The sequence below is a fragment of the Rhizobium sp. BK112 genome (assembly GCF_014193215.1).
Classification (GTDB): Bacteria; Pseudomonadota; Alphaproteobacteria; order Rhizobiales; family Rhizobiaceae; genus Rhizobium; species Rhizobium anhuiense.
Genome location: NZ_JACHYZ010000023.1, coordinates 13,995 through 31,212 on the forward strand (window position 1 = coordinate 13,995; position 17,218 = coordinate 31,212).

The following is a 17,218-nucleotide window of genomic DNA, read 5'->3' on the forward strand; positions in this document are numbered from 1 at the left end:
TATGGGGCCTACTATGAGTAGTCCCAGGGTTGATATAAGGGTTTGCTAGGTAGCCTATAGAGTCATAGGTAGCGAAGGGTAGAGGGCCACCCCCCATAGGGGAGCCCACCATGGTAGACCAAGGTTACCCTGAAGGAGTGGAGGAGACGTCGACCGCTCCAGGTAAGCCGACATGGTGTGAGAAGACGTCAAGCATTACCTGCCTAGCCATCTTCGCATTGGAATATGCCACAAGGATCGCATCGTGGACGGGCAGGGCCACTATTCCATGAGATTTCAAGCTCAGTAGGATATCGACCATGATTTCGCTCTCTTGGAATTGAACATGATGTCCCGCCCCGTTGAAGAAGAGGTCGGCTATTGCAGGATGGTGGCGCGTGATGGCTCCGGTTATGTCGCATATGCGAGCACCTTTCTGGAACTTGCCCCCAGCCCCTCTCGGCATCCTTGTCAGGGGTTTGTCGTGAAAAGCCATGGCGCTGAACACGATCTTGATACCCCTGCGGTATTCCTCGAAGCCGGGAATGGCGTAGAGGTCGGCTGCCTCGGGCACCGCATTCACCATGCCGTAAAGCTGCCTTGGTCCCATCTGAGCATAGTCCAACTCGACGATGGCCTCGCCCTCGATGACTAGTCGATCAAAGCGGCTTTCCTTGCTCATCCCTTGCCAGAAACCACCAAACAGACGCCCCCCGCTGTCGAATCGCCCTCGGGTGAATATGCGGCGCAGCTCTCGGTCGCTGGTGTCGGGGCTTGGGCCGGTGTGGCCCGGGAATGTTCCATAGTCGATATCGGCAGACCGCAGCCAATCGTTGATTTCCCGCATTTCTCGCCGGAAGCGGATCGTCTCTCCATCGTCGTTGTAGTCGATGACTTGCGCTTCGTCCCAGAAATCCGCCTTCTCGCTCTTCAAAATGATCGGTTCAGCTACGCAGGCACATCCGAGGTCGGCAATGGTCACCGCATGGTCGCCTATCCGCCTCAGCAGACGCTCGCCAGGACGAATGACCGTGCGTCGTGCACCTTGCCGGCCATCGCCGTCGCCAACTTCTTGAACGATCCATCCGAGCTCCAGAACAGCAAGCTTGTCGAGAACATCGGGGAAAGTCTTTCCGTAGACCCTTGGGCGGTATCGGTTCCGGTGCCTGAGGACGGCATTTGACCTCGTAACGTAGATTGCATTCGGGCGCTGGTAGAGCCTGTGGTGCATCAGATCGCACACAATGGCCTCCACGGTCAGCTCGAAGGTCTCCTGGTCGTGCGGCTTTCGTGTGCGTTTACGGAGACCATGGTGCTCCTCGTAGCGTTGAATGTCCCCTATGGCCTCCGTAACGACCGCCTTGGATGCCTCGGACTTAGCAAAGCGCCATGGGCTGAACGGATCATCCTTGGGCGAGGCTACGGTGCCGCTCATGCAGCACCTCCGGCCTGCTCGGGACCAAGGATAGCGTCCCGTTCCGCTCTGGCTTGCTGTCGAGCTACCTCTTTTGCCTTCGCTTTTCGCTTGGCGATCTCCATGCCGTACAAGACAAGCTTGGTCTCTTCAATAACCGCCCAGAGCGCCCGTATGGTCCTGGGCGGCACCTCTCGGTAGACAGTCCGCGTAAGGCCGTTGCTGGCCCATGTGTATGCCGCCTCTCGGGGATTTAGGCGGAGGAGCATTCGCACAGTCTGAAAGCGGAAACCCTCGTCATACTTCCATCGTCGCTGCTCGTCCTCGTACCAGAAACCCATGGCCATCAAGAGCCGGCCTATGGTTCCGCTATCGGCCTCCTTGGACAACGAGACGATTGCCTTGGATGCTTGAAGCTCATGCACGTTGAACGAAACGCCGCGTGTGGCCCCGTCGATGTGGGCCTTGGCCTTCGCCACGGTGCGGCTCCAGATGTCGTCTATGATGTCGTTAGCGTTCGACGCTGACACGGTCTTCAAATAGCTTTCGATCTCCTTCAGGTATTGTTTCAGGTCGGATTTCTTCACGCCGGTCTGCTGAGGATGACCATGGCGGGCTTTGGTTCTCTTATGGCGCTCGCAGTAGGAGCTGAAGCCGTTGGTCTGCGTGAAGCAGCCGCCAGCCTTGCAGGTTTTCATTAGGATTGATGATCTCGTATTGGGATTAGGTCGTGGCAGAGGAGCGGCTAGCTCGCCCTGTTCATGCAGCAGACTGCATGGCCGAAATCGTACCTGGACCCTGAGGCACGGGGGCGGGACTTATTTGAGCAGTGTCGATGATCTATGGTGTCATGTCTGTGGCTAAGGTTGTCTTTCGGTGCATCTCAGGGGGCTCGGGGTCGCTTCCCTGCCAGTCCCTCACCGCTCGGTTCAGCGTTTCGGCCACCTGCCGCCTCGCCTTGCCACTGCTGACGATCGTTCGACCGTCCCCGATTTAGTGCTTTGTTTCCGCTATACGGGGGCCCGGTCTCGGACCCCTGCGCCGGGGTGGTGTCCCCAGACCGTCAGGCGGGAACGTTTATGCGCGACGGTTGCCTGTTAGTCAAGGCGTCTTCACCGTAAAATCAATAGAAACAAACACTTACGCTAGACGCACAAGGTGTTTAATCTGGTGTGCACGCGCGTATATTCAGGGGCTTGCGGGTGCGGCTGGGAGAAAAATTGCCCCACAAATGGGAAAATAAAAAATGATAAAAGTGAAGTCAAAGTCGCCCCTCTCGGCTACTTACGGCCCCGCTCGATAACACGGGACACCTGTGTCGCCGTCCATGTCCCGCCTCGGGAGGTCGCCACGCCCATGCTGTCGAGCGTTTCGGCTATGGCGCTCAGGGTCTGCCCCGCCGCCCTCAGCGGCCCGACAACCTTCATGACCTTGGCCGCTTCTGCATCCGCCTTCTGCTGGATAGCAACATTACGCTTCATCGTCTTGTCGCGGAGACCGCCAATCCTCTTGGAATACGTTGGGTCTTCCTTCCTCTTGGCAGCGTGGGTGACCTTCGCTGCAGCCAATGCAGCCTTCGTGCGGGCCGAGATAAACTCTCGCTCCTGTTCGGCCAATGCTGCGTAAATATGAAGCTGGAACTTGTCGGCCTGAGGCATCTGCGCCACTCGAAGCTTCACCTTCTTGTCATCCATGAGCGTAGCAATGAAGGCGACCTTGCGGCTGAGGCGATCGAGCTTCGCCACCAACAACTCTGCGCCGGTCTTCCGAACGAGGTCCAGTGCCTTTGCCAACTCAGGCCTGACGTTGTCGGCGCCAGATTGAATGTCCTGAAACTCGCCGGCCACCTCGAAGGGGACGTCTGAGAACTGTTCAAGAAAAATATCGATGTCCCTCTGCTGAGCATCCAGGCCGTGGCCAGTCTTGCGCAAGCAGACTGGTCGGTGAGAGCGATCGGCGATAGGACTTTAGAGGAAATGGTTCCGGAGCCCTCTTAATGACAGCGCTCGTGGCACCGGGAGGAGCCGCCATGTTTTCAAAGCAGACTTGCAGGCGCCGTCTCCATCCAAAGCGACGATGGCGCCGCAAGGGCGGCTAAGTGACATCCAAAGCGTTTCCGGGTGCGCTACTGCTTTCGCTTACAAAGCTTTACAAGGGCAGTGTCTAACCGCCTGTAGCCGGCGATCAGGTCGGTGGTCCACTGGGCAAGGTCCGACGGCTCAGGGATGGTCTGAGCTGCAACTACTGCATTGTGTGCTGCTTCACCGCGCAGCGTTGCCAGCTGACTGACACGAGTTCGAAACGTTGGGTCAAACTGGCTGACGTCCTGGCCGAGCATGGCAATGAGTGAGAACTGATACTTGAGCCCCATTCCATGGTTGTTCACGACAATCTGCTTGTATTTCTGATAGCCGATATGGATAAGCTCTTTAAGCTCGTTGGCGTTGGAGCCATGGAACGACGGTGTAACCGAGATTCCGAACCCTTTCCCCCCATAGACCTTGATCATCTTTTTAAGATCGTTCTGATCTTTTGGTACCGTCACGAACGGCATCACGCATAGATGTTTGGCGATCCGACCAAAGAAACTCGAATTGTTGTAGTCGTCGTAGCTCTTAGTAGCTGCGATTAGGCATCGCTCTTCCATGAAGTGCTCGCATGTTGCGTGAGCGGTGATACTGAAAAAGCTGATTTCCTCCTCTTGGTCAGGAGTAAGTGCCGCCCGTGCAATTGTTGCATCGGGCAATGACAGGGCCAGTTTTTCAAGCCTGCTCTTGAGCGCGATAAACTCTGCCGTAGGCATAGTTCATCCGTGCGGTGGAATTGGAAGCGGGAACACCGGAAGAGGTTGCCCGTTCACTTGCTGGATGGCCTCTCCCCACATGTGAAAGCGACTGCTTGTTGCCAAGGTCGATTTTGTGGTGAGCTGAAGAAAATTCAGGAAACGGGAATCAGTCGTGCACAGCGTCTCGAAGGCGGCCCTGATTGCCGGCAGATCCTGAGATTGTGCCCGAACGTCAGCGAATGAGAAATAGTGGGTCATGATATCCATGACGGCGCGGTTCTTAGATGACTGGTAAGTGCCGTCCGTGAACACTTTGAAAACGTTCCGCTCGAAAATCTCCTGCGAAAATTCAATGGCGGCTTCGTACTCTTTCCAAACCGCTTCCATTTCGATCTGCCGTGCCGGCCACTCATCGGTGAGGATGCGGGTTGTTAAGTCAAGAAACAGTTTCATGTTGCCGATGTATCGGTCAGCAAAAAGCTTGAATCCGAAATGGCGGGTAGCAACCTCCATGTCGCGCATCCGGAAATCGGGAATTTTTCCGAATATGACCTTCATCCCTTGAGAGGTTGCCGTCTTTTCATCGAGCCAGTCAAGAAAGGGACCGGGCGTTAGAGCCCTCCGGAGTTCCTGCGGGGACAAAGGAACGCTGTTCTGGTTCAAACGCAGAAACAGGAGGTAGAGTATCTCCTTGTTCGGGATTGATTTGATAACGGTCGTGCGGATCGTGTGCGATTCAAAGGCATCAACTGCGTCTTCAAACTTCGGATCGTCCGACATCTGCTTAAAGGTCTTGTCGTTTAGGTTTGTTAAATATTCGCAGCCCTTCAGACGCAGTGGGTTGGTCCTGTCGTTACAAAAACGAGCGAGCGAATTGACCCGCTGCTTCCCGTCGATGATTGCAAATCGCCCGGGGGATGTCTCTGCCAGCACGACCTGCGGTACAGGTAGTCTAAGAAAAAGGCTCTCGATGAACTTGGACATTTTGTCCTCGGTCCATGCGATACGGCGCTGGTAGTTGGGAGAAAGGTCGATTTTATTGCGGCGGAGCAAGTCCGCAAATACGCCAATAGTCCAGTCCGTTGGGGCGACCACCATGGCCTGAAAGTCGGCGTTGAGGATAGTCAGGTCGTCTTCATCAATCTCACCAACCGGTCCAAGGACCGCATAGCCTTCAAATGTATCGCTACCCTCTTGCATGTCAGACCTTCATAAGCGCACAGGTGTGACCCACTGCTACATTAAGTCGGAACGAGTCTCTAGAGTGTCGCGTTAAAATGACCTGCACGTCTGTGACGGCCACCAAGGCAGCGTTGTCGTTTATCCCAGGCATCGTGGACATGATCGAGGATGTGCTCAGAATAGAGTTTCTGCATGTACGTGATCTCTAAATCAGGAGCTTGACCTTTGAAATAACCCGCGACCGCCGCCCGCTCTTCTTCTGTTTCGTTCAGCAATTCCGCATCCTCACCATCCACCGCACCAGAGATCCCAGATGACGGGAGTAGGGGCCAATATGCAACCCTGCGCAGCGCACAATGCCGCTATTCCCTGTGACCATGGATAAGATGATGATATTCGAAATGAGGGGCTGCAGCGCATCGGCGCCAGCATAGAGCGGCAATTCCGCCCACTCCTTGATCCGCTTGGCCCCCGTCCTCCACCTGACCGCCCGAGCAGCTAATTCGACCGGACGAGCGCTAAGCGGCCCTCAGTATCCTGAAGACGCTCGAACGGCTGATCTTCAATTCCGCCATGATCTGCTCAGCGGTCTTGCCTTCGGCTTTGAGACGCTTAACGTCGTCTGCCTGTCGCTGAGCGGTGGGTACACGTCCCTTGTACTTGCCGTCAGCCTTGGCACTGGCAATGCCCTCTCTTTGCCTTTCAAGCATGATCTCCCGTTCAAACTCAGCGATGGAGCCAAGGAGGTTCATCATGAGCTTGCCGGTGGGTGTCGCCGTGTCGATGTTCAGATTGAGGATCTTCAAGGTAACACCCTTGGCTTCCAGAGTGTCCTTCAGCTTGATCAGGTCCGCCATCGAGCGAGCAAGGCGGTCCAGTTTGGTAACAACGAACACGTCACCCTCACGGGCATAGTCGATTGACTTCAGCAACTCAGGGCGCTGTTTGTCGACAGAGGAGAGTTGTTCTTCGAAGACCTTCTCACAGCCAGCAGCCTGTAGGTCCCGGATCTGGGCAGCAAGGCCATAGGTCTGGTCGAGTGTCGAGGTACGAGCGTATCCGATGACGGTAGAAGGCATAGTGTAAGATCCTGTAGTGCCATTGACATTTAAGACCTTGTGGCACTATCAGTGTCAAAAGTCAATAACCATTCATGTGGCACCATGACCTGCGCCACTTACGGAGTGTCACACGAGCAGGGCCATGTAACACTGCGGCAACCAACGTTGCATCGTATGCTAGGGGTCAGGGTATTCGACCGGCACCAGCTGCACCCGCGCCACTCGATCAATGGTCCCCTCCGGCGCAGCCATCGCAAGACGGGGTACACGGGGGGCTCTGCGCGGGAGCTACCCTGATCATGCCATAGAAGAAATTTCCGCCGGAAATATTTCGAACGGGGTTGTATTCCTGCAGTGTCCAACCACTACTTGGTCATGCATCGAAAGCGGAACCTCAATGGCTGACTACCTTTCCAAATTGTGGCACACAGTTCCATGGGCTTCGCTGGGCCCATTTATCGGCGCAATTGCAACGGTTATCGCAGCCACCTTAGGTGCTCTGGTTGTCATCTGGCAGAATGCTAAACAGGCTCGTCGCGCAACGGCCCAACTCAGGCAGACTGAAGCCCTCAAACTGAAGATGCGGGTCTACGAAGAGATCGTCGGTCTTTGCCGTGTCGCTGGTGATGCGGAGGTAGATTACTCATCCTACGTCAGCGCATTTACTACCGACCTTAAGCTCTACCGGGACATGACTGGAGTGGGCCTGAACTGGAACCCACCAAAGGGGCGTCTGCGGACTTTGCAAGAGAAGCAGGAACAGTTTAGCAGCGCAGTGATTGCGATGATCACGCTGACCGAACGGTGGGGCGTCCTCCATCCCAGTCTTGCGATGTTCCGCTGCGCCTTCAATGTTGCACATCACGATGCTCTCAGCGCGTTCGGCCCCTACCGCGATCTAGCCATGCGCAACATGCCTTTGGAGAACCCGTCTATCCTCCAGCAACCAGTACTCTTTCCCTGGGCCCTGCCGAACGACGAAACTATTCAGCGAATAGAAGTTGCGGCGAACGCGCTCACGAAAGCAATCGGTAGCTTCGGAGGGTTCATTTACGACTTCCAAATCGACATGCAGAACCTTCTGCTAGGAGAGCTATTCGAACATCGGATTGCTGGACGAGAGCCCCTCGATCCCGGGGTGGTGGTTGCTCGTCTTGATGACTGGGCCAAGTTGAAGGACCACTTCGAGACAAACACGCCCTGGGGGCGAGAGAAAATCGAAATTGAGGAGCGGGTACGGAAATCGTACGAACCGGCTAAATAGTGGAGGCATGGTCACAATGGCTGCGTCTTCGCCACTTCAACCCTTCACCAAGTGCATCGCCCTCGTAACCGCCACCAAACGTGCCTCAGCAGAGCCGTAGCGGTCTGCCTCGCCGCCTCGGCTATGACCCAGGATCAAATGGCGGTCGTGCTCGCTGACACCTTTGGCGATGAGCCGGTCCTGCATGTTATGCCTGAGACTGTGAACGGTGACCTTCGGGTCCGTCACCACCTTTCGGACATGCTTCATCAACGCTGCGCTAGCAGCATCGCCACCACGGTCTCGGCCATAGAGCGGGAACAGCGGGGCATCGGGCTTTTCTATCTGATCTGCACCCGCAACCGCGCCAAGGGCTTCCCGTGCCGCCTCCAGCGCATCGCCGATGAGTGGGACCTTGCGTATCGACGCCTTGTTCTTCAGCCGCCGGATACCGTTGAACCGAAGGTCGAGGTGGGGAAGATCGCCATCGACAACGACGTCCTGTAGCTCAAGACCTGTTGCCTCGCTCACTCGTACGCCCGTCCCGTCCAGCAGTCGCCAGACCCACTTCAGTTCGGAACCCGCATGGCCCAGGACATGAGCCCGCGTAGCCTTCAGTTGCTCCGTGGTGAACGGGTTGCGTTCGTCTCGGTCGGACTCCTCTACGGCCCTCAGTCCCTTGATTTCTATCTTGACGAATGGGTTAATCGCCAGCAGCTCAAGCTGGAACTCTCGTATGCCGAAAGAGATGACGGCGCGGATGTCGTTGCAGTATCGATCTGCCGTCGCAGGGCTCATCCCCGTGCTGAGCATCTCAGCGACCACCTCACGGGCATGGGTGCGATTGAGGTCGACGAGCTTCGGGTCCTTGCCCATCGCGGTCTTGATGATATCCGTTACCCTGTCCACCCGCTGCCTCTTCCGCCGCTCGTCCCCTTCTCCGTCAACTTTCGTCTTCACGTAGAGCCGCGCAGCGTCAACGAAGGTCGGTTGCGGAGCTTTAGCCTTTGGTCCTGCCCCAAGTAGGGCGATCATCATGGAATCGATTGGCGAGGTGACATCTGGGTGGCCGTCCGCGTCGGGCGGATACTTTCTGCCGATGTCCTCGATCATTGCCTCCCTAGCCAGCCCATCGGGATCATAATTTCCCTGACCCTCGTCCTCGCGATAAACCGGGGCTGTGGGGTCAATGCCTAACGCCTTTAGCCGAGCCACGGCCTCACGCCAGTCATCCATGGCGGTCCGGATAGTTTCTGTGGTTGCCGCTCGTGGCGCTGGTGCTCTGGCGTTCTTTAGCTCGCGCAACACCCAATCGTTATAGGAGGGCCACGCCCTAATTGCGTCGCTCTCGGTAAACCCCAGAACCTTCTTGAACTCGTATCGGCCTAAGCGATCTCGCAGGGCAACAGGTACTTGCCGCCGGTACTCGAAACTGCCGGTCTTTGTTTTGGTCACGTATTTCAGGATGATTGTCTTCAAGGTCTGGTCCTCGTTCGGTACCTTATGCAGTACCCGGAGGACGAATTTGCTCAATTGTTTCAGTAAACTAAGGCCATCTAGCCTTGTAAATGGTGCCCCATGCCGGGGTCGAACCAGCACTTCTTTCGAAACTCGATTTTGAGTCGAGCGCGTCTACCAATTCCGCCAATGGGGCAACGGATACGAACGGGCGGCTGTCTAACATGCGAGCGCCTGCGCGCGCAAGACGGGCAAGCGAAGTTATCAGACCGATCCGGTGGAGAGACCCGGCCTCGTTTCGAGGCCGGGTCCGGTCGATATCAATGGGCTGCAGCGGGGGCCGGGCTGCTGAGGCCGGACTTCTTCAATGTGATCGCCAGGATCGAGGCCAGCAGGCAGAAGGCGCCGGCGACGAAGAAGGCGGGCAGATAGCTCGAAAGCTCCGTGCGCGAGAGGCCGGCGCCATAGGCGGCGGTGGCGGCTCCCAGCTGATGGCCGGCAAAGACCCAGCCGAAAACGAGGCCGACCTTTTCGCGGCCGAAGCGGTCGGCGGCGATCTTGACGGTCGGCGGCACGGTGGCGATCCAGTCAAGGCCGTAGAAAATGGCGAAGATGGAAAGGCCGTAAAAGCTGAAATCACTGAAGGGCAGGTAGAGCAGCGAGAGGCCGCGCAGGCCGTAATACCAGAACAGCAGCCAGCGATTGTCGAACCGATCGGAGAGCCATCCGGAGCCGATCGTGCCGAAGAAATCGAAGATGCCCATGACGGCGAGCACGCTGGCGGCGGCCACGGGCACGATGCCGAAATCGCCGCAGAGGGTGACGAAATGGGTCTGGATCAGGCCGTTGGTGCTGAGGCCGCAGATGAAGAAGGTGGCGAAGAGGATCCAGAAGGTCGAGGTCTTCGAGATTTCCCTGAGGACGGTGATCGGCGTCATCAGCGCGACGCCGAGCGAGGTGGCTGCCGGCGGCGGCGTCACCTGCGTTTCGCCGAGAGCCGGCAGGTTGAGGTCGGCCGGGCGGTCGCGCATGAAGGCGAGCACCGCAAGGGCTGCGACCATGATCATGGCGCAGACGAAAAACACCGTCGAGCGCCAGCCGTAGCGTTCCGTCAGCTCGGCCATCAGCGGCAGAAAGACGAGCTGGCCGGTGGCCGAGCTTGCCGAAAGCATGCCGACGACGAGGCCGCGATGCCTGGTGAACCAGCGGGAGGAGATCGTCGCGGCGAGCACCATGGCTGTCAGACCGGTGCCGAAGCCGACGACGATGCCCCAGAGCAGCAGCAACTGCCACAGCGTGGTCATGAACAGCGAACCGATGAAGCCGGCGCCGATCAGGGCGAGCGCGAAGACGATGACCTTGCGCACGCCGAAATAATTCATGAAGGCGGCGGCGAACGGACCCATGAAACCGAACAGGATCAGACGGATCGCCAGCGCCGAGGAAATCTGCGAGGTCTCCCAGCCGAACTCGTCCTGCAGTGGCTTGATGAGAACGCCGGGTGCGCCCATGGCGCCGGCGGTGACCAGCATGGTGAGGAAGGTCGCGGCAACGACGACCCAGCCGTAATGGATGTTGCGCCGGGCAAGGGTGGAGGCGAGGGCTGTGGAAACCATGGGCAAGATTCCGTTCGAATTCAGGTTCGCGAAAGTACAGGACCGATTTACATGATGGTCATCATATTTCTTGCGTATTGATGATGGACGTCATATATTTTGTCAAGCGACTATTTCTGGAGACGAAAAATGCGGGTCAGCCGCGAGAAATTTGCCGAAAACCGCGAAAAGATCCTGAGCGTTGCGGGCGTGCTTTTCCGCGAGAACGGTTTCGACGGGGTCGGCGTTGCTGACATCATGAAGGCGGCGGGGCTGACGCATGGCGGCTTCTACGGTCATTTCAGTTCGAAGGACGATCTGGCGCTCGAGGTCAGCCGCAAGCTGATCGACAGAGTGGAAACGCGGTGGAAGGAGCACATCGCCGAATCGCCGGACCGGCCGCTGGCAGCACTTCTCGACCATTATATTCACTGGCGCACGGTCGACGATCCGGGTGGCAGCTGCGTCTTCGCAACGCTGATCCAGGAGGTGAGCCGCAGCCGGGGGGCTGTCCGCGCGGTCTTCAGCGACGGGCTGTCCGTGCTGGTCGACACGCTCGCCGATATCGTTCCCGGCGAGACTGAAGAAGAACGCCGGGCCAATGCCGCGACGACGCTCTCGTCGATGATGGGCGCCGTCATTCTTGCCCGCGCGGTCGAGGATAGGGCGCTTGCCGAGCAATTTCTGGTGACGATGCGCCGGCAGCTCGACCCCGGCAGCCGGATGTAAGATCGGTCGTGGAATAGTCATAATGCCGATCTCCCTCTCCGCGCGGGCGCGTAGAGGGATCTGCCTCGCTCATGCCTGCTGAGAAGTCGGCCGGCTGACTACTTGAAGCCGGCGACGGCGTGCGGGATGTAGGGTGCTTCCAGTGTCGCGATTTCCTCGGGGGTAAGCTTGACCAAGAGCGAGGCAACGGCGTCCTGCAAATGGTTCGGTTTCGAGGCACCGATGATCGGCGCGGTCACCGCGCTCTTCTGCAGGATCCAGGCGGTTGCGACCTGGGCGCGGGAGATGTTGCGGGTCCTGGCGATCTCGGCCACCGCCTCGACGATTCTGCGGTCGGCATCGATGGACTGGGTGTAGAGCGTCTTGCCGAATTCGTCGGTTTCGCTGCGTGCCGTCGTCTCGTCCCAGTCGCGGGTCAGGCGGCCGCGGGCCAGCGGGCTCCAGGGGATGACGGCGATCTTCTGATCCTCGCAGAGCGGCAGCATTTCGCGCTCTTCCTCGCGGTAGAGCAGGTTCAGGTGGTCCTGCATGCTGACGAATTCGGTCCAGCCGTTCAGCCTGGAGACGTAGAGCGCCTTGGCGAACTGCCAGGCATACATGGAGGAAGCGCCGATATAACGCGCCTTGCCCGATTTGACCACGTCGTGCAGCGCTTCCAGCGTTTCCTCGATCGGCGTCGTATAGTCGAACCGGTGGATCTGGTAGAGATCGACATAGTCGGTGCCGAGGCGACGCAGACTGTTGTCGATCTCGTCGAAGATCGCCTTGCGTGACAGGCCGGCGCCGTTCGGGCCCGGCCGCATGCGATTGAACACCTTGGTCGCCAGCACGATATCCTCGCGTTTGGCGAAATCTTTGATGGCGCGGCCGACGATCTCCTCCGAGGAACCGTTGGAATAGGTGTTGGCGGTGTCGAGGAAATTGATGCCGAGGTCGATTGCCTGCCTGATCATCGTCCGGCTTTCGTCTTCCCTGAGGCTCCAGGCATGATTGCCGCGGCCGGGATCGCCGAAGGTCATGCAGCCCAGGCAGATTTTCGACACTTCCAGTCCGGTCTTCCCAAATTTTGCGTATTCCATGAAACGGCTCCGTGATGAATTGGTGGCCCCCGGCGGCTTCCATGATCTAGTGCGAAAGCCGGCAAAGTCGCAGGGCACCTGGCGAAGAATCCGTTCTGCCATGCGTGCAACTATGCGTGATGGCTTTGAAGCCGGGCAGTCATCGCCGCCCGGACCGGCCGCTTGCGCAATTGCAGCACAAGGTGTTAGCTGGTGCAACATTCACCGGATTTTGCCTATGAAACTGCCGCCCCATGATCGCTACGACGATCTCTATCGCGATTTTTCGTGGCGGATTCCCGAAGATTTCAATATCGGCCGCGCCGTCAGCGACGACTGGGCCACGAGAGATCCGGAGCGCGTCTGTCTCGAGCATTTCAGCCCGGATGGCCATCACCGCGTGATGACCTATCGCGCCCTTGCAGACCAGTCCTCGGCCTTCGCCAATGCGCTCGTTTCGCTTGGGGTGGAGCGCGGCGATCGTGTCGCGCTGCTCTTGCCGCAATCCTTCGAGACGGTGATCGCACATGTGGCGATCTACAAGACCGGCGCGGTCGCGCTGCCGCTGGCGCTGCTCTTCGGCGTCGAGGCGCTGGAATACCGGCTGAAGGCAGCAGGTGTTGCAGCAATTGTCACCAATGGTTTCGGTCTCGAGCGCATCCGGCAGATCCGCGATTGCCTGCCGATGCTGAAACATGTCGTCAGCATCGACCGGGCGGATGTCGATGCGGTTGCCTTTGGCGATCTGGTGAACGGCCATCCCTCTGTCTTCGACGTTGCCAGGACCGGTCCCGACGATCCGGCGCTGATGATTTTCACCTCGGGAACAACGGGGCCGCCCAAGGGCGCGCTGCATGGCCATCGCGTTCTGCCCGGCCATATTCCGGGTATGCAGTTTGCCCATGAGGGCTTTCCGAGAGTGGGCGACAAGGTCTGGACGCCGTCCGACTGGGCCTGGGCGGGCGGTCTGCTCAATGCGCTGCTGCCGAGCCTGCTGCTCGGCGTTCCCGTCGTCTCGTCGCCGGCGCAGAAATTCGATGCCGACATGGCCTATCGCATCATGGCGGAGATGAACGTGCGCAATGCCTTCATTCCGCCGACGGCGCTGCGGCTGATGCGATCCGTTGCCGATCCGCGTTCGAAATATGATCTGGTGCTGCGCACCATCGGCTCGGCCGGCGAGGCGCTCGGCCGTGAGACTTACGAATGGGCGCGGCGTACGCTCGGCATCACTATCAACGAATTTTACGGCCAGACGGAGTGCAATTTCGTACTCTCGTCGAGTGCTGCCCATGACGTCACCAAGGCTGGCGCCATCGGACGGGCGGTCCCGGGGCATCGCGTTGCCATCGTCAGCGAAGCGGGCGATGAATTGCCGGCCGGCGAACCGGGCCAGATCGCCATTGCCAGTCCCGACCCCGTCATGTTCCTCGGCTACTGGAACGATGCGGCGGCGACCGAGCGGAAGTTCGCCAAAGGCTGGCTGCTCACCGGCGATATCGGCCGGCAGGACGCCGAGGGTTACATCACCTTCGAGGGCCGCGACGACGACGTCATCACCTCGTCGGGATATCGCATCGGCCCGGCCGAGATCGAGGATTGTCTGATCGGCCATCCCGCCGTGCAGCTCGCCGCCGCCGTCGGCAAACCCGATGCCGTGCGCACCGAGATCGTCAAGGCCTATATCGTGCTGTCACCAGGCCATCATCCAAGCGAGGCGCTGGCCGCCGATATCAGGGAATGGGTGAAGACGCGGCTTTCGATGCACGAATATCCGCGCGAGGTGGAATTCATCGACGCCTTGCCGCTGACGACCACCGGCAAGGTGATCCGCCGGCTGCTGCGCGAAAGAGCGGCGGCCGAAAATTAGCCCCGGCCGGCAAGCGACATGATCTTCTCGCGCAGCATCTTCGCCATATTGCGGGTGCTGCGGTACATATGGAGTTGGGCCGAGACCTGGCGCATGTCGCGGTCGCCGTTCTGCGTCAGGCCGATCACCAGCGTTCCCATCTCCTCGCGCTCCTGCCAGAAGCGGCTCATGATCGGATGATCGGAGACGGCACAGGAATCGGAACGCACGATATTGGCGTCGTCGAGATGCCATTCGGTGAGCTCGCTCATCAAGAGCTTGCCCGGCGAATAGCGGGCATAGTTCTCGTCATAGGCGGTCTTCCAGGTATAGGCTTCGCCGCCCATCATCAGGACGACGATGGCGGCGATCGCCTTGCCATTGAGATCGATCGTGTGAATACGCACGGCATCGACGGCGGCAAGGTTCGACACCGCCTCGCGGGCAAAGGCCGTGTGATAGCGATCGGTGACGAGAGCGCTTCGCCGCTTGCCCTTCCAGCCACCGGCTTCCATCGCCAGGAATTCCTCGAAGCGGATATGGATTTCGCGCGGCTGGCGGGCGACGGCATAGACCGCCGTTCCCTGTTCCTCCAGCAGGCGCCACTGACGGCGCATTTCGCGCATATGCGAGGAGGAAATGGTTTTGCCGAGATAGGCCGGCGCCTCTTCGTCGCTCTGCAGCATCGGGCGCTGGTAAGGATTGGTGACGGTGACGGGAAGGTTGCGGCTGAGCGCCACAGCCTTGAGCATGCGCACGAAGATGCCGTTCAGCCGCAGATCCGGCAGAACCAGAATGCCGGGCAGATTGAGATCGCGCACGGTCAGGGCCTCGAAGAGATTGTCGAGGGTCTCGGCAGCATCCTCGGCATCGACGAGCGGCGTGCCGAGCGGGCCGAAACTGTTCGACCAGCCGCGGATGATCGACGGGCCGACGGCAAAACCGGGCCGGTCGACCGAAAACGGCATCAGGAAGCGCATGCGGCTGCGGCCGGCATTGTGGTCGCGGATCAGGGCGAAGTTCACCTGCCGGTCCTCAAGCCGCGGCATAGCGGGGGCGAGAAAGCGGCCGGAGAAGAAGACGTTCGGTTCCATCGCCCGGTTGGAGAGGAAATCGAGCTCATCCTGAAGTTCATAGCCGAGTTTGCCGGGATAGAGGCAGAGCTCGCGCCCCGGCCGGCCGATCTCGGCGCGGGCCTCGGCCTGCGGCGCTTCGAAATGCAGCGCGGCGAGATCATGCACCATGCGGTTGGCGGCGCTGTTGGTGCTTTCGGTAACGGGGGGAACACGCACCATCTATCGAACTCTCATTTCTGGCGTTGCGGCGGAGGGGCTGGCGAAGGCGAACAGGACGATACCGAGCGTGCGGCGCACGGCGAGATGCAGCAGGATCGCCTCGACCGCCATGGCCGAGGCCGTGGCAATCGCCGTGCCCTCGATGCCGTAATGCGGGATCAAAGCGAGGTTGAGGCCGACATTGGCCGTCAGTGCGCCGGCATAGAGTGCGACGCAGAGGTTCTGCTTGCCTGCCATCATCAACAACGTTTCGGCGGGGCCGACCAGCGACTTGGCGAGGATGCCGGCGAGCAGGATCGCCATGACCAGATAGCCTGATGTGAAGGCGCCGCCGAAGAGCGATAGCAGCAGATGGCCGGCCGCAAGCACGGCAAGGCCGACACCGAGCGCCGGCCAGAAGGTCCAGCGGGCGGCGTCGATGGCAGCGGTCGCCAGCTGTCCGTGGTCGCCTTCGGCGATGATCGAGGAGAAGCGCGGGCCGGAGGCTGCCTTGACCGAGAAATTGATGAAATGCACCAGCGCCATCGTCTTGGCGGCGGCGAAATAGATGGCGACATCGTGCGGTTCGAGGAAGATGCCGACGACGACGACATCGGAATTGGTGAGCAGGAAGCTCACGCCCTCGATCAGGAAAATCGGAAAGGCGACGCTGAACCAGGCGAGGAAATCGACCTTGCGCGGGCCTTCATCATAATGCCGGCGAAGGCGATAGAGCGTTGCGGCATACTGGCCGAGCGCGGTGACAAAGGTGGCGACGAGTGCTGCCTGCATCGCAGTGACGGCGGTGTGCTCGGCGCCGATGGCAATGGCGATGAGCATGAAGAGGATGATGAGGATCGGGCGGACGATATAGACCGGGCTCAGCGCCATCACCGGCCAGTGGTTGGCCCGCGACGTGCCTTCCAGAATGTCGCCGAGCGCGATCATCGGCATGGCGAGCAGGCCGATGAAGATCGGGACGAGATAATAGACCTGGATCATGTCGCCGAAGAAATGCAGACCGAGCGTGCCGGCGGCGAGCACCGCCGTGCCGGAAAGCAGCGCAAAGATGCGCGCCGTCCCGGTCAGGCCGCGGATTTCCTCGAAAGCGCCCGCTGCCCTGTATTGCGGCAGGAAGCGGATGATCGCCGTGTGGAACCCGAGGCATGAGAGATCGCCGAAGACGACGACCAGCACCCAGACGAAAACGAAGATGCCGTATTCATATTCGCCCATCAGCCGGGCGAGCACGATCTGGGAGACGAAGGCGAGAGCCGCGCTGAGGATACGGATCGAAAAGGCCGTCAGCGCCATGCGCTGGGCGGCCGCCTTCTCGCCGCGTTCCGTGAGCACGGCCGCAAGCATGCGCAGCGTACGGCCGCCGATCGGGCGCAGGCCCGCGGGCAGCATCTTCTCCGCTGTTTCTATGACCGCCATGATGAACACGCAAAACTCTAAGGTCAGGCAAATCGCGCCTGAAGTCTTGACAGAACAGGGTTAAGAAACGGTTCCGGATCGGGCTTGCTGCCCGACGCTGAGTTACGATCGTGAGGCGTTGCCGGAGAAAAGAAAATGCCGCCCGAAGGCGGCA

15 protein-coding genes and 1 tRNA gene are annotated in these 17,218 nt (G+C 59.3%); 3 read left to right on the forward strand and 13 right to left on the reverse strand.

The window, feature by feature from the left end; translation table 11 throughout:
- Nucleotides 1-124: 124 nt before the first annotated feature.
- The 7 genes from FHT75_RS33985 to FHT75_RS34015 form a co-directional block, all read right to left on the reverse strand.
- Nucleotides 125-1,414, reverse strand: a complete 1,290-nt coding sequence (locus tag FHT75_RS33985; RefSeq protein ID WP_183845726.1) for a hypothetical protein — start codon at nt 1,412-1,414, stop codon at nt 125-127.
- On the reverse strand, nt 1,411-2,091 hold the full coding sequence (locus FHT75_RS33990; RefSeq protein ID WP_183845727.1) for a hypothetical protein: 681 nt from the start codon (nt 2,089-2,091) through the stop codon (nt 1,411-1,413). Before FHT75_RS33990 ends, FHT75_RS33985 begins: the two co-directional genes overlap by 4 nt.
- Before the next feature lie 582 nt (nt 2,092-2,673).
- Nucleotides 2,674-3,324 (reverse strand): recombinase family protein, encoded by a 651-nt coding sequence (locus FHT75_RS33995; RefSeq protein ID WP_210299163.1) that lies wholly within the window; start codon nt 3,322-3,324, stop codon nt 2,674-2,676.
- Nucleotides 3,325-3,518: 194 nt separating this feature from the next.
- A complete protein-coding gene (locus FHT75_RS34000) occupies nt 3,519-4,196 on the reverse strand; it encodes a hypothetical protein (protein WP_131614184.1) in 678 nt (225 codons plus the stop codon).
- A 3-nt stretch (nt 4,197-4,199) separates the two neighbouring features.
- A complete protein-coding gene (locus FHT75_RS34005; protein WP_130814712.1) occupies nt 4,200-5,378 on the reverse strand; it encodes a DUF262 domain-containing protein in 1,179 nt (392 codons plus the stop codon).
- Nucleotides 5,379-5,437: 59 nt separating this feature from the next.
- Nucleotides 5,438-5,635, reverse strand: a complete 198-nt coding sequence (locus FHT75_RS34010) for a hypothetical protein (protein ID WP_130814711.1) — start codon at nt 5,633-5,635, stop codon at nt 5,438-5,440.
- A gap of 243 nt (nt 5,636-5,878) precedes the next feature.
- Nucleotides 5,879-6,439 (reverse strand): recombinase family protein, encoded by a 561-nt coding sequence (locus FHT75_RS34015; RefSeq protein ID WP_130814710.1) that lies wholly within the window; start codon nt 6,437-6,439, stop codon nt 5,879-5,881.
- A gap of 379 nt (nt 6,440-6,818) precedes the next feature.
- Here FHT75_RS34015 and FHT75_RS34020 point away from each other — a divergent pair, with 379 nt between their 5' ends.
- Entirely contained in the window at nt 6,819-7,685 is an 867-nt protein-coding gene (locus FHT75_RS34020; protein ID WP_183845728.1) for a hypothetical protein, read from the forward strand.
- 36 nt (nt 7,686-7,721) lie between these two features.
- Here the strand turns inward: FHT75_RS34020 and FHT75_RS34025 are convergent, their stop codons facing one another.
- The 3 genes from FHT75_RS34025 to FHT75_RS34035 all read right to left on the reverse strand — a co-directional run bounded on the left by FHT75_RS34025 (nt 7,722) and on the right by FHT75_RS34035 (nt 10,738).
- Complete coding sequence (locus FHT75_RS34025) at nt 7,722-9,143, reverse strand: tyrosine-type recombinase/integrase (RefSeq protein ID WP_183845729.1); 1,422 nt, start codon at nt 9,141-9,143, stop codon at nt 7,722-7,724.
- Nucleotides 9,144-9,233: 90 nt separating this feature from the next.
- A tRNA-Leu gene (locus tag FHT75_RS34030) sits at nt 9,234-9,318 on the reverse strand.
- A 124-nt stretch (nt 9,319-9,442) separates the two neighbouring features.
- Complete coding sequence (locus tag FHT75_RS34035) at nt 9,443-10,738, reverse strand: MFS transporter (protein WP_063476301.1); 1,296 nt, start codon at nt 10,736-10,738, stop codon at nt 9,443-9,445.
- 129 nt (nt 10,739-10,867) lie between these two features.
- On the opposite strand from FHT75_RS34035, the gene FHT75_RS34040 reads away from it, so the two are divergent.
- Nucleotides 10,868-11,446 (forward strand): TetR/AcrR family transcriptional regulator, encoded by a 579-nt coding sequence (locus tag FHT75_RS34040; protein WP_028759089.1) that lies wholly within the window; start codon nt 10,868-10,870, stop codon nt 11,444-11,446.
- A gap of 98 nt (nt 11,447-11,544) precedes the next feature.
- On the opposite strand, the gene FHT75_RS34045 is transcribed toward FHT75_RS34040, so the two are convergent.
- The gene (locus FHT75_RS34045; protein WP_063476302.1) at nt 11,545-12,525 is read right to left on the reverse strand and encodes an aldo/keto reductase; all 981 of its coding nucleotides are present in this window, start codon (nt 12,523-12,525) and stop codon (nt 11,545-11,547) included.
- A gap of 217 nt (nt 12,526-12,742) precedes the next feature.
- On the opposite strand from FHT75_RS34045, the gene FHT75_RS34050 reads away from it, so the two are divergent.
- Nucleotides 12,743-14,374 carry an AMP-binding protein gene (locus tag FHT75_RS34050; protein WP_063476303.1) on the forward strand — a complete coding sequence of 544 codons (1,632 nt, stop codon included), beginning with the start codon at nt 12,743-12,745 and terminating at the stop codon, nt 14,372-14,374.
- Here the strand turns inward: FHT75_RS34050 and FHT75_RS34055 are convergent.
- Nucleotides 14,371-15,648, reverse strand: a complete 1,278-nt coding sequence (locus FHT75_RS34055; protein ID WP_047619931.1) for a GNAT family N-acetyltransferase — start codon at nt 15,646-15,648, stop codon at nt 14,371-14,373. The genes FHT75_RS34050 and FHT75_RS34055 overlap by 4 nt on opposite strands.
- Entirely contained in the window at nt 15,649-17,064 is a 1,416-nt protein-coding gene (locus FHT75_RS34060) for a lipopolysaccharide biosynthesis protein (RefSeq protein ID WP_063476315.1), read from the reverse strand.
- Between the last annotated feature and the right edge of the window lie 154 nt (nt 17,065-17,218).